The 13495-nt window shown below is 38.8% G+C and carries 11 protein-coding genes; 3 read left to right on the top strand and 8 right to left on the bottom strand.

Features of this window, described 5'->3' with window-relative positions; translation table 11 throughout:
* Positions 1-137 precede the first annotated feature (137 nt).
* Entirely contained in the window at positions 138-3821 is a 3684-nt protein-coding gene (locus tag ABJD64_RS00545; RefSeq protein ID WP_348182092.1) for a caspase family protein, read from the top strand.
* Here ABJD64_RS00545 and ABJD64_RS00540 read toward each other — a convergent pair.
* From ABJD64_RS00540 to ABJD64_RS00525, 4 genes are all read right to left on the bottom strand, one after another.
* Entirely contained in the window at positions 3818-4360 is a 543-nt protein-coding gene (locus tag ABJD64_RS00540) for a hypothetical protein (protein WP_348182091.1), read from the bottom strand. The genes ABJD64_RS00545 and ABJD64_RS00540 overlap by 4 nt on opposite strands.
* 79 nt (positions 4361-4439) lie before the next feature.
* On the bottom strand, positions 4440-6008 hold the full coding sequence (locus ABJD64_RS00535) for a hypothetical protein (protein ID WP_348182090.1): 1569 nt from the start codon (positions 6006-6008) through the stop codon (positions 4440-4442).
* Positions 6005-6451, bottom strand: coding sequence for a hypothetical protein (locus ABJD64_RS00530; protein WP_348182089.1), 447 nt, complete (start codon positions 6449-6451; stop codon positions 6005-6007). The genes ABJD64_RS00535 and ABJD64_RS00530 overlap by 4 nt, the downstream gene beginning before the upstream one ends.
* A gap of 372 nt (positions 6452-6823) precedes the next feature.
* On the bottom strand, positions 6824-7486 hold the full coding sequence (locus ABJD64_RS00525; protein ID WP_348182088.1) for an NAD-dependent epimerase/dehydratase family protein: 663 nt from the start codon (positions 7484-7486) through the stop codon (positions 6824-6826).
* A 234-nt stretch (positions 7487-7720) separates the two neighbouring features.
* On the opposite strand from ABJD64_RS00525, the gene ABJD64_RS00520 reads away from it, so the two are divergent.
* Both ABJD64_RS00520 and ABJD64_RS00515 read left to right on the top strand, forming a co-directional pair.
* The gene (locus ABJD64_RS00520) at positions 7721-8134 is read left to right on the top strand and encodes a hypothetical protein (protein ID WP_348182087.1); all 414 of its coding nucleotides are present in this window, start codon (positions 7721-7723) and stop codon (positions 8132-8134) included.
* A 19-nt stretch (positions 8135-8153) separates the two neighbouring features.
* A complete protein-coding gene (locus ABJD64_RS00515) occupies positions 8154-8681 on the top strand; it encodes a Crp/Fnr family transcriptional regulator (RefSeq protein ID WP_348182086.1) in 528 nt (175 codons plus the stop codon).
* 161 nt (positions 8682-8842) lie between these two features.
* Here ABJD64_RS00515 and ABJD64_RS00510 read toward each other — a convergent pair whose 3' ends face one another.
* The 4 genes from ABJD64_RS00510 to ABJD64_RS00495 all read right to left on the bottom strand — a co-directional run bounded on the left by ABJD64_RS00510 (position 8843) and on the right by ABJD64_RS00495 (position 13171).
* Complete coding sequence (locus tag ABJD64_RS00510; RefSeq protein WP_348182085.1) at positions 8843-10114, bottom strand: PDZ domain-containing protein; 1272 nt, start codon at positions 10112-10114, stop codon at positions 8843-8845.
* Positions 10115-10479: 365 nt separating this feature from the next.
* A complete protein-coding gene (locus ABJD64_RS00505; protein ID WP_348182084.1) occupies positions 10480-10764 on the bottom strand; it encodes a hypothetical protein in 285 nt (94 codons plus the stop codon).
* Positions 10765-10786: 22 nt separating this feature from the next.
* Positions 10787-11638 carry a hypothetical protein gene (locus ABJD64_RS00500; RefSeq protein WP_348182083.1) on the bottom strand — a complete coding sequence of 284 codons (852 nt, stop codon included), beginning with the start codon at positions 11636-11638 and terminating at the stop codon, positions 10787-10789.
* A gap of 144 nt (positions 11639-11782) precedes the next feature.
* Positions 11783-13171, bottom strand: coding sequence for an NAD-dependent epimerase/dehydratase family protein (locus ABJD64_RS00495; RefSeq protein ID WP_348182082.1), 1389 nt, complete (start codon positions 13169-13171; stop codon positions 11783-11785).
* Positions 13172-13495: the final 324 nt, after the last annotated feature.

The raw sequence follows: 13495 nt of genomic DNA, 5'->3' as shown, positions 1-13495 counted from the left end.
TATAACATATCATATAATTGAATACCTTTACCTCCCTTCGATTAGCAGCATTCACTGTATTTTTTAATTACCAATAAATACAATAATCAGACATTCAATAGTATATTTAATGTTATGAAATTGATCCATTTAGTGCAATGAATCACCTCGCCCGCCTACCCATTTTTGCCATCTTTTTCTTTTTTTGGTCATCAATGATTGCGCAGCAAAGCCAAGACCATAAAATCAAGGTGACCTTTGAACAGGGCATTGATTACAACAACAGCATTCTTGCAAATTCAAATGATGGTAAGTTTGCAGTATCCGCAGGCCATACCAATTTTATCATCAACTTGTGGGATCTCGAAGCAAAGCAATTCATTAGGTATTTTAAGGGACACAGGGCCTCTATTACCAGTCTCAATATTTCTGACAACAGTAGATATCTGCTGTCTGGCAGCAACGACGGTGAAATCATCTGTTGGAACCTTCAAAATGGCCATATAATTGCCCGCTACAAAGGGCACAAAGAACCGGTGAGTCAGGCTTTGTTTTCTCTAAGTTTTGACACCATATTCTCCAGTAGTTATGACCGAACGGTCAGGTATTGGCATAGGGAAACTGGTCAGCAACTCAAAAGACTCAGGGCGCATCAACAACGAAGTACGGCCCTCACGGCCGTCTCGCACAAACTAAACGATGAACTCGTCCATAAAGAAAGTTACCAATTAGGCGGAGTCACCTGCTTGGAAATATCTCCAGATGGAAAGTATTTATTATCAGGAGGATTCGATAAGCGCATAAGGAAATGGGAGATAAGAAGAGGTAAAAAGGTCAATGAATACAGAGGACATCTGGATACTGTCAACGGACTTGTATTTTTGAACAACGGTGATTCTTTTGTTTCTTCCAGCAAAGACGGTTCTATCAAAATCTGGCATGATGACTATAACGTTCCGGTTAGGGACTTCGTCTTTGCCCACCCCTATGGGGTTACGAGTTTGGATGTATCCCCCGATGGCAAGCGTATCATTTCTTCGGGCTTCAGACAACTAAAGCTATGGGATTTGGAAAGTTTGCTGGATGAAAAAACTTTTGACTTTAATTCTACTATCTTCACCAAATTTACGAACAATCAAGCGTTTATCTACACCGGATCACAGGGGTATGTATACCAGTCAGATGTTTCTTACAATGGCACGATTGCCAACCGTATAAGATTTCAGTTTAATTCTCCCACATCAAAAATAAAGAGTTTGAAACTCTCACCTTCCGGTAAAAGAATACTTATCGGGGGAGATATGATGACCAGGATGTGGGACTTGCATACCAATAAAATTTCCTGGCACCTCCTCGAGTCCAAAACAACGGACAAGATCGAACCGATATACAAAGAGTATTATTTCGCATCAAATAACAACGAATTGGACCTTGTAGATGCTAGTGAAGGAAAGCAATGGGACTTCATCCGACATAAAAGTGATATTGAGGCAGTAGCCGTATCTCCTGACCATAAATGGTTAGTAACAGGAGATTGGTCCGGCAACTTGGTCAGGTGGGATATTAAAAAAACCATAAATAATGGAGAAAATCAACGAATTCAACTGTCGGAACACACAGATGCCATACGAGCGGTGGATTTCTCAGATGATAGTAAACATTTGCTTTCGGCGGGCAATGACAATACTATCAACTTGTGGAATAACGCTACGGGTGAGTTGTTGCAGAGTTTCAAGTCAAAAATTAAGAAGAAACAGAGACAGCTAATAGGCGAACTCGACTATGAGATCGCCCCTATTGCCGGAATAAAAGATTTGCGCGGGATAAGTTCTATAGACTTTCTATCTGATAACAACCAATTTCTCACAGGTGACCATTACAAAAGAATACAGCTCTGGAACATCGACAATAAGAAGCCGGAAAGGACTTATTTAGGACATTATTCCCCCCTCAGTGTGGTGAAGGCAATTAATGATGGGGAGCATTTCTTGTCCGGAAGTTTTGACGGTGAATTGATCTATTGGAAGATGGACGATAGCCGTCCAAAACTCAGGTTGTTTGGACATGTAGGCAAAATCACATCTATCTGTCTACTGCCTGACACCACCAAAGTACTGACTTCCAGTGAAGATCACACCATTAGGCTTTGGGACCTGGAAGAAGGAAAGGAACTAGCCACTATGGTCTCCTACGTCTATCCAAACTATTGGATCGTAAAGTCCCCCGACGGTCACTATGATGCCTCGTCTGAACTTCTTTCTTCACTCTTTCTTCGCTCCGGGAGTACCATCGTCGACAATGATGACCTAACCCTACGCTATCATGAACCCAAATTGTTACAGAAGCTGCTCGGGTACAACAATGAAAGATTAAAAAATCTAAATGTCGCAGATAACCCGATAGTAAATGTGAATAAGTCACTGTTCAACAGTCAGGGAATTCTAGAAATGAAAGTGATCGACAGAGGTGGTGGGATTGGACCAATCAAAGTTTCGATAAACGACAGGGAGGTGAATGCTGATTTTAGGGATTATTTCCCTGACTTTAGCCCCACTGATGTCATGACCTACGACCTCAAGTGGCATCCTTATGTGAAGGACAATCAGGTGGATGAAATAAAAATCGAGACCTACAGTGAAATAAGATCGTTAGCCAATCCAACCGAACATAAGATGCACCTTCAGTATGAGCCTACCGGCAAACCTAAAGCCAAACTATATGCCATGGTCTGCGGCATATCAAATTATGATGAGAACAGTCTGGATCTGCAATTCGCCGCAAAAGATGCCCAGGCATTTGCCGAATCTTTGAAACTTACTAGCACTGAGCTATTTGGCCCCGAGAACGTTGAGGTCAGGTTACTGACTACAGATCACAACGGTGAAGATTATCCAAACAAATCAAATATGAGGCGTGTATTTGAAGAGTTTTCATCAAAATCCAATGCTAATGATGTGCTACTCATTTACCTCTCTGGTCATGGCACCGTCGGTCATGATAGAAATAGTTTTTATTACCTACTGCCAAACGTGAGGGTTGGAAACTCCAATCTTTACATTTCAGAAGAAGAGCGGATATCATACAGTGAAATTGCCACCTGGCTGAATATGGTACAAGCACTGAAGAAGGTTACTATCATAGATGCCTGCAACTCTGGCAACATGACAAAGATGCTTAGCCCATTTCGCAGAGGATCGGTGGCCAACGAAGAACAGGCTTTGGAAAAATTATTTTCTACTACAGGTTCTCATATTATTACTGGATCGGCCAAAGACAAGGTTAGCTACGAAGCTTCTGAGCACAAGATGGGTCTGCTTACCTATAGCCTGTTGCTTGGAATGAAAGGGGCGGCCTTGTCCGATCAGGAGGGTCAGATAGATGTAGCTCGTCTGTTCGAATTTTCCAGGAACCATGTTCCGAAACTGGCCCAAAAGATTGGAATATCACAGCTCCCCTTAGTGGTAGGAACCGAAAGCTTTCCTATTGGTATCGCTAGTAAAAAGGTTCGTCCTCAGATCCATCTTCCTCAGTATGACCCGGTCTTCGTACCATCGAAATTTCATATAAAGACTGAATGGAATGACCCTTTAGACGTGCAAACGGCCGTTGACCAATTATTAAAATCCAAGGCCTTTAATTACGAATTTTATGCCAATGGTGCAACCGAGAACTCCTACTTGATTGCCGGAGGTTATACCTATGACCAGAGCACCAAAAAGGTTAAGGTTAACTTCAATTTATTTTACGGAAAAGAAAAGCTAATGAGTCATGACCTAACGGCCGATCAATCCAACGTTGCTCAAAGGATTGTGTCCCATATTGCTCAATATCTAAATCATTAAAACCAGTAATGATGAGGCCCAATTCTGGGAAACCCTATGACCAGGCTGACATAGTTATAATCCGGAGTCAAATTGTACTTTAAATCAATTTGAAACATAGAACCAAATAAAACTCCCATGCCTACATTAGAGCCTATAGTACTCTTGCTCACTGCTTCAAATTCGTTTAAGACCTGGTAGTTATCATCATAATAGGTGATTGCAGCAACATAATGATACAAATACCCTGCACTCAATTTCAAGAATGGACGAATGTTTCGTACATAAGGACGATCATCATATTCCCTGAGAAAATAATGATAGGTTGCATATACATTAGCGTCCTGACTGTGTCCTCCAAGAATTTTGGCCGAGACCCCATTGAAATCCCTATATCCCCCTCTAGCGGCAAAACCTCCAGCACCAAAAGTGAGTCCAAACTCATGTTTATGGTTCAGGTCATATAAGAACTCTATTTCACCCGCACTCAAGAAAGGCACATAAGGTTTAGACGTCTCGGCCAACTTGAAGGCAGGAGCCCTAAAAGCAAACTTCATCATTCCACTAATTTGGCCGGTGACAGGCAAGGAAGATAAAAGACAAACAAACAAACAAAAGCCTTTCATTTTATTCTTGATCTCAATCCTCAAATATTTGGATACCATTCCTTTCCAGAACATCCTTTCTTAGCACCCTGAAATCAGAAACTTGTTCGTTTTCTTCTATCAAATCGTTGTACTCACTGAGCGCCTCAGCAATGAAGCCATTTTTCTCAAAATACGAGGCTAGGACAATCCTTCGCAAAGGGCTATTTGGTTGAAAACTTGCTTCAATTTTCTCAATGTCCTGTTTGTATTTTCCAACTTGATCCTCTCGCAATTTGCGCAAGCCAATCGTCTCTGATCTGACCTGCCCTGCGCCTTTGAGCTTTACAGTAAGGACAAACAAACTGTCATTTCCCAGTTGATCTTTAGTAAGATCCAAGGTGCAAGACCGCTCCCTCACCTCTTGGCTTATCATTTCTTCATCGAAATTATTTTTTAATGAAACGACATAGGTCTCGTCTCCCTGGGTCTCTTGACCCTCCCAGGATACTACGATACGTTCTCCCATCACCTGGTTCATTCTAGGCAAGAATACGTCAATCGGCTTACCTACTGACTTCGAGGTGACTTGCATGCTTACCCACTTTCGGTAACCCTCCTGCTCCTTTCTTTCCAGATTGTCAGTTAGAAATGAAGTATATTCCTTCAGGATTTCTGATCCGTCTACCCTTATCATGTCTGTTAGTTCTGCAACTGTCAGCTTCCCAGAAGATGTCAATTCCAGTGCTTGGCCAGAAGCACGTATCAGACCTAAGTATGATCCCTTAGATATCTTTAGTTCTTCGTTTTCATAAAGCTGTCGTCCTAAACTCATCTGCTCATACGATCCTTTTTTGGACTTAACTAAGTTTTTACCGGTACTGGCAATTACCGTAAACATGGCCTTCTGGTTATTTGATCGGACGTCATTCAATTGGCTTTTTTGCTCTTGAAATTCCTTAGTGAATTTTACATTCAACAGAAAGTCAAGGTCAAAAATCTCTTTGATAGCCACTCCCTGCCCCGTATTGGAAATGGTCTGAAGGTCAAACCAAAGTGAATTCATCAATTCATCATAATCCTTAATGCCGTTCTCATAATTATTAAATAGTGAACCTGCCTTGCCAGCAAAGCTTGATTTGGCCTGATCTAAGCCGTAGTCTTCAAGAATTTCAGATTTATAAGCTTCTGTTTTCGCAGCATTATTCAGACGAGCTTTTGTTTGCTTCTTATTAAGAACTTTCTTATTCTTATACAACATAAGATCTGAAGCTTTACCAATTCTCAATTGAATACTTTGATTGTCAACTTTCTGCAAAACCACCTCTCGTACACTTTCCTCATAACTTCTATCATCACATGAAATATAGAAGGTCCTAATGTTTTGGGCTACCTGATCTGTCGTAGAAAGGTTGTAGACACCTGCATTATTGGTACAATCTGACCCTAGTGAAAATCCTAAAGACTTACCTGGCCGATGGTCTTGGTGTAGAGCCAGATCAATACAAACTCCACTCACTCTATTTTTGTTTTCGTCAACAAGTACACCAGCCACAGAAACGAAGGAAGTTTGAGCATGTGCGTATTGAAAAAGGAATGGTAGGCAAAAAAGTACTCTTCTCATTGGTCTGGATAGCTAATTTCAATGCTTTTGGTCTCAAATGCCGGCTCACCTACCCGATCCAAGATAATCATTCTCACGTAGGCAACATCAAATTTTTCTACAATTAACGCATCTACTCTGTTGGATTGGTAGGCATAGTCGACCCTCACGTTAAGGATTTTTTCGTTGAACTCCTTATCACGTGCCGCTTGAATATAAAGAAGTTCATTACCTTCTAGTGGTATTCTAAGTGAGTAATCAGCAAATACGGCTACACCCTCATCAACCAACTGAGGATGAAGAACGTCGTGGGTAAAAGATAATTGGTAATCTCTTTCTGGTGTATTAGTCTGATGGTCGTTTGCTAAAAGGTTTGCTAGTACCAATCCACCAATAATTGTCACCACAATCGCAACAACTCCTTCCAATAATAATTTTTTTTTGTCAGACCACTTGTTACTCATTTCTAACGATTTTAGAATAAACAAATGGTCTCCCAATCAACCTCAAAAAAAATGTATAATGAAGGGTAAAGAGTTTAAAAAGGCAAGTATTCATTTCTGGTCTATTGGTTGGAAAATAAATATCAGAAATCTATGAGTAATTCGCAATAGCCTATCCGGATTATATTACAACACCTCCTGAAAACCATTTACAACACTTAATTCTGAACAGGACTGAAAATCACAAAGATTGCATTAAGGAAGCGAATTTTTTTTTCTTACTAAAGTCATCCGAGGGGGCTACACCCACATTCACTGCTCTTTCCCAAAATGCTTTAGCTTTATTTAAATTCATTCGTATTGTGAGGTAGTTTTCAATTTTTATTAATAGTATCAAGCCAATTCTAAAATGTCTGACGGTCTAATGATCTCTTTCTCATATCCATTGATTGTTACATTTATCATAGCCCTTCCAATTTGGATAGAATCTACAATAGATCTTGGCGATATCAACTTAATTAAATAAAACAACCAAATAAGCATATTGATCAGTACACGCGACAGTCTGCTACTGGGTTGAACACCTTTTTTAGGTATAATGGCGCCGGGCCTGAAAATAAAGGTTTTTCTAAAGCCAAGATTCAATATATCATTTTCTGTTTTCCCTTTTACCCTTGCCCACATGATCCAGGATTTTTCTGTAGAGTCAGTTCCTTCTCCCGAGACATAAACAAAGACCATATCGTTATTTACAGCGTGAAGTGTTTTCGCTAGTGAAATCGTAAAGTCATAGGTCAGTTTGGTGTACTGGGCTTCGCTCATTCCAGTGGCGCTCACACCCATGCACGCGTAACAAGCATCATATCCCTTTAAACGATCTGCTATACTTTCAAAATCAGAAAAATCTTCGTGAATCAATTCAACAAGTTTGGAATGCTCTATGCCGGTAGATCTTCTTGATATAGAAAGCACTTCGGCTATGTCCGTATGATCAAGGCATTCCAACAGCACTCCTTTCCCGACCATTCCTGTTGCACCTGTGATAATTACCTTCATGAGATTATTCGTTTTGCGAGACTTTATCTTCAATAAAATTAAACAATTGGAAATACTGGAATAGCATCCGCACGTTTGATGGGACTTTTTACTAAAGGGCAGGTACCAGTTAAAATTTAGATCCCATTAAACCACCTTTCTCAACATTTGTAAATGGAAAAGCGATAAGCGTAGCCCTTCTTTGCATAAAAGAAATGAATACAAAATAATATACAAACCCTAAAACAATAGGACATGATCAACCATTTTGATTTAACTGACAATGAATTCGAAATAGAATTTAAAAACTGTACCCTTTCTCCATCTATGTTTAACCACGAGGCACATTTAAGGTTGGCCTGGATTCATATTGAGAAATATGGCGTTGAAACGGCTATAAAAAACCTGTGTGATCAATTGTTAAGGTTTGTTGTCGCTTTGGGAGCTACCGATAAATACAATACCACATTGACCATTGCTTCTGTCAAGATGGTCAATTATTTTGTAGGCCAATCAAATTCCAGTAATTTTTCTGACTTTGTTTCAGAGTTTCCTCAACTTAAATCGAATTTCAAGGGCTTGATTAGTTCTCACTATGGAATTGATATCTTTAACTCAACAAAAGCGAAGAAGGAGTATATAGCACCTGATCTATTGCCTTTTGAATGAAGTTCATGACTAACTACAGATGAAGAGTCCGACACTTAACGAGTCCTTGCATAGCATTGAATTATTGAAAAACGGGGATTTTTTTCTTAAATATGGAAACCCTTGCTCCAAAATTGGCAAGTTGACCAAAGGCGTCATGCGAGGCTTTGTTTATGACAAGGACGAAGGTGAGATCACTACTCATTTTTATCAGGAGGGTGATATGATTGTAGGCAGCTTCATTCCCAATGTCAATCTATCAATGACGATTCAGGCTCTTGAAGATTGTGAAGTTTCGGTGGCCAACTATGCTGAGGTCATGTCGCAGGTGAACAAAGACCCTGGAATTACAGAGATTATTACCTGCGAATTTCAAAAGCTCAATCAGCAGTTGCAATCCCGATTGGTGTCGTTACTCAATTTGGATTCGGTGGAAAAGTATGGGCTTTTTCTAAATGATTATCCCGGATTATTGAATCGAATCCCTCATTATTATATCGCACAGTATTTGGGGATCACGCCCACACAGCTAAGCCGGGCACGTAAGCAGTTTGCTCAAAAAATATAGACTGCGTGAAGCATTAGAAAGGTTATGGTATCGTCTGACTAAACTATCTCGTTCTTTTTGCCATGGGAGGGTGAAAGAAAGAATACAGATGAAATACCGGAATAGCATCCGCACGCGTTTCCTTTGCACTCAAGCGGGCGCTATTTTGTGTGACAATAATTTTAAAGAATCATCAATATATCATTCATGATTGTGATGGCCATAAGTGCGGCTATAATATACCACCCTACTCTTTGAATGTTTTTGAAACTTTTATAAGCTATTTTATTTTTTGTTAGTACTTCCCAAATGATAGGAAAGCTTTTTAGGATAGCTGACTTTGGAAACGGCATTAAATCCCAAAAAGCAAGAATAGCCATAAATAATGCAGAAATCCTAAAAAACCTGGTAGCGCTGTTAGTGTACAAACTTGCAATTCTAATTGGGCCACTGACTTTTCTATTTACTTGATCTTCGCCTCCAAACAACTTACTTAGTCCCCTGATATTTAACATGACCAAAGTGAAGGGCATTGTAACTCCTTCTTTTAGCGAAACTCCAATACTCTTGCTTGAATGTGTAAATTCAACTAACGAAGTGGCAACAAAACCGATGGTCCCATCAGAAAGTACCTCGACCCTCAATGTGTCCAGATCTCCATTCCTATTGAATTTGACTTGTACTTCATCCCCGCTATATATTTTCAATTTTTCTTTAATCTCCTCAAGGCTGTTGACTTCGTTACCTTCAAGATGAGTAATTATATCACCACTGATTAAGCCTGCACTATTGGCTGGTTTACCGGGTAAGATGTAATTAACCTCACAAGGTGCATTGGGATATAGCATAAATTCAGCCCCTTCATTTTCACTGAAATTCAAGGCTATCTGAATATCCAAAGTGTCCTTATCTCGCAGGATTTGGTATGTAGGATCTCCTAGCAAAACATTTGGTGCTATTAACTCCTCATACTTGTAATTTGTCTCTCCATTTATCGAGATAATTTTATCACCTTTTTGAAAACCGGTACTTCTTGCAAATTGGGAGGGATAAATACCATATTTATTTAATTCTTCCTTTGAAACAAATTGATCTACCTCTTGATAGGCCAGTATTGAAAAAATTATCATTGATGCGAGTAATGAGCCAACAGTCCCTCCAAAAGTTACCAGTAATCGTTTGATCCAAGGTGCATCATATTCCCACTCTAACCTTATCCGATTTTTGACACCATTCTCATAGCTATAAAACTTTGCCAACCATGGCAATGGAATAAATAGGCCAAGATAAATCGTTAAATTCTTGACTCTAAATTTTAAGGCTTCATGCTTCCCGTAACCAAGAAATATTTGATTTTCATGAATTCCAAGCCATAGTGAAGCGATGAATTTACAAGAGAGATAAATCGTATTGATAAATAGGACCCCAGCAATCGGGTAAAAAATTTCTTCCATTTAGTAAAATGTAAAGATTCAACTTAAGGTTAAATATATTCCAAAATCAAAGCATAACGAACGATTCGTTTTGAGAGACTAGTTTATTTCTTTTCTGGCATTGTATCAAAGGCATCTCCATTGGACAAATGTCTAATAAGGTTTTAGTCGCATGACACATACGGTCGAGCGAAAGTCAAATCACATTCGTTTAATTAGAATTTTTCATTCTTAATATCAATATTGAAACAAACCATGAAATGACACCATAAATTAGCATATATAGTAGACTGCCTGATAGGTCAAAAATTAACATACCTGATATCCAAATCAGAGCAAATAAAAACCAACGTATTACTTTTTCTCTAGTCATTCGTTTTGTGAGGCTAATTGAGTTCGTCTTTAAGAGTTTCAGTTTCAATCATCAGTCCAACAATTGTCATAATAAATTTTAATTCAGCACCAAAATATTTAACATGTGGTGGTCCAACATACCATGTAAGTAAATCCTCTCTACCATCATATTCAAACTTGTGAATCCTTCCCTTAATTCTATACACAAGGATACCATTTCCAAAGCAATGAGGTTCAAAATGATATTCTTGAAGTTCAAACTTTGTGATGCTAGATATCTTATTCTCAAGGTCATTTCGGAAATTTTCAAAATTCATATCATTCGTTTCATGAGACTGACTACAATTGAATTTCCCAAATGAGATATTGCCCAAACAAATACCTGAAGACAATCTCATTGTAATTTCCATCAAGCTTAATTTTTGCTACATGCAAGGTAGCTTGGCCCACGGCCACTCTAATATTCTCTTCATACTGTAATGAATCCATTGGATCAACTCTACTAAGTATTTGACTCAATTCTTTTGTGAGAGAGAATATTCCGGAACCATCTTCATTAATTTCTTTCATCATTGAATTATGAAAATAATGGACAGAATCGTTTTTATATACTTCAATTCCAGGAGCAAGTATATCAGATATGAGTTGCTGATTGTCAGAATTAAGTATTTCTGAGTATTGCTTAAAATTAGGAATTTTCATTATGTCAGAAGCAGTGTAAAACTCTTGAGATTGATCAATGATTTTTATCCCCGCCAGCAATCCATTAGGACTTATTTCAAGAGAATAATTCGCATTGTCATAGATCCACTTGTCTCCATAATCTCCTGCGTCTTCAACAGTTGATGCTTCCCCCATTAGTGATTTTATTTCGGCCTCAGACATACCAAGTTTTAGTCCCTTAAACCCACAGTCAAAGTCTTTTTTTGTGCCGGTAAGTTGGATTGACCAAATTGTCTTGAGATCATAGTTGGCGTATTCAAATAACATGTACACCGATGTATCAGGTTCAACTAAGAAGATTTCATACTCAAAGCCATTATCAAATTTATCCTCTTGAATAATGGTATTTAATTCATTTTTTGGAACATCTCGAAATTGTCCCAACCTAAAACCATTAAGGTCTGTTACAAAATCTTGACAAAACGAATTTGTTGCTGTAAATAAGAGAAGGGTTAATACAATTTTCATAAATGTTCGATTTGTCAAGATTTAGTATTCGTTTTGTGAGACCCTTGGACTGCGTTTCCATGGCACTCAAACTCGAGCTATTGAGTCGTTATTGGACACAAGCTACAAGCTTGCGCCAGTGGGGGGGTAGGACTTAGATTGATGTTAAAACACCTGTTTTGATAGATACGTTACAATTATTCCACCAATAACACCCGCAATGATTCCACCAACAATTCCGAGAATGAAATTCTTGCTGGCTGATTTTTTCTTTCGAAGTTCCTCGCCTTCAACAATTATTTTATGAACCCGCCAAATTTCAGGTTTGTAGCCTGTAATTTCCTTTTGCATCTCCTCTAATTCCTCTATATGCTGGTCTAACACGGTCAATTCTTCACTGTCTTCTGATACTTCTATGTTGTACCCTTTCTTTTGCTCTATATCGATTTCAATTTCCTTTAGCCGAAGATTTAACTTTTGATAAAATTTTGGATAAGCAGTGCTGATTGCCTTTGGAGAAAGCCCCTCAAATGAAATGCGAATGGCTTCAATTAAGGATGTGATCTTTACAGAGTAGGTGTCAATGATCGAATCAGGATATTCTTCCTTAAGCTCATTAAAAATCCCATCGACCATGGATGAAAGATCAAATTGAGGTTTCCATCCCCAATCATTTCTGGCCTCCATGTCATCAATACTATCTGGCCATGTGTTGGCGATTATCTGACGAAAATCAGGGTGATAGGAGATCTCAAATCCCGGAACATTTTCTGATATTTTGTTGGCGAGTTCTTCTGGAGAAAAGCTCATACCTTGAATATTATAACTTGTCCTCACCTTGATCTTCTCTGCTGGAGCCTCCATGATTTGAATGGCAGCTTCTATGGCATCTGACATGTATAACATCGGAAGTGAGGTGTCTGGCTCTAAAAAACATTGGAATGATTTATCTCGAAGCGCATTGTGAAACATGTCCATTGCATAATCAGTGGTACCGCCGCCAGGTAAGGATAATGAATCGATAACACCTGGATATCGCACACTCCTAACATCTACTCCATACCTTGAAAAATAGTACTTTGCCCATTGCTCTCCAGACATTTTGCTCATTCCATAGATTGTAACTGGATCACGGATTCCATTTTGAGGAGTGTTAATCATTTCTGTTCCCTCACCAAAGACAGCAATGGAGCTGGGCCAAAATACTTTGGCTATATTCTCTTCACGGGCTAACTCTAACACATTGAGCAAGCTATTGGTGTTAAGATCCCAGGAAAACAGTGGGTTAGCTTCTCCTTTCGCAGACAATATGGCTGCCAATAGGTAGATTTGATTGACCTGGTATTTCTCTACCACTTGACGAAGGCGCTCTTTGTCGAAAACATTAAATTGCTCATAAATTCCTTTGTTGTCCTCTAATTTTTCCGGACTTACGATATCTGAGGAAATTACATTGTTTTCACCATACCGTAGTCTCAATTTTGTAGTCAATCCCCTTCCAAGAGCACCAAGTGAGCCGATAACAAGTATTCTGTCTTTTTTGATTTCCATCATTTAGGTTGGCTTGTTAAATGTTTCTCAAATAATAATTCGCTTAAATATAGTGGATAGGAACTATTTTGACTCTAGACGTTTGTTCGGAGTAACAATTAGAATACGCGCGGTTAATCAAAATCTTTTTCTCTTTTGGTGATTTGATGCTATCCCTTTAGTTGTTTGTTATAGAGCACCAGTTTTTTCTCAAGGTGAACCCTAAGCCACCGATTTAAAAGTCATTTTCATATTTTTTAATCAGTAATCTATCTCCCATCGACTTCAAAATACTGTCTATATACTTAACTATTTAGTTTTTTCAACAATTAAAAAGAACCCACTTAA

This window comes from Reichenbachiella sp., from assembly GCF_039944555.1.
Taxonomy (GTDB): domain Bacteria; phylum Bacteroidota; class Bacteroidia; order Cytophagales; family Cyclobacteriaceae; genus Reichenbachiella.
The sequence above is the reverse complement of the archived record's forward strand: the minus strand, read 5'-3'. Positions and strand labels throughout refer to the sequence as shown.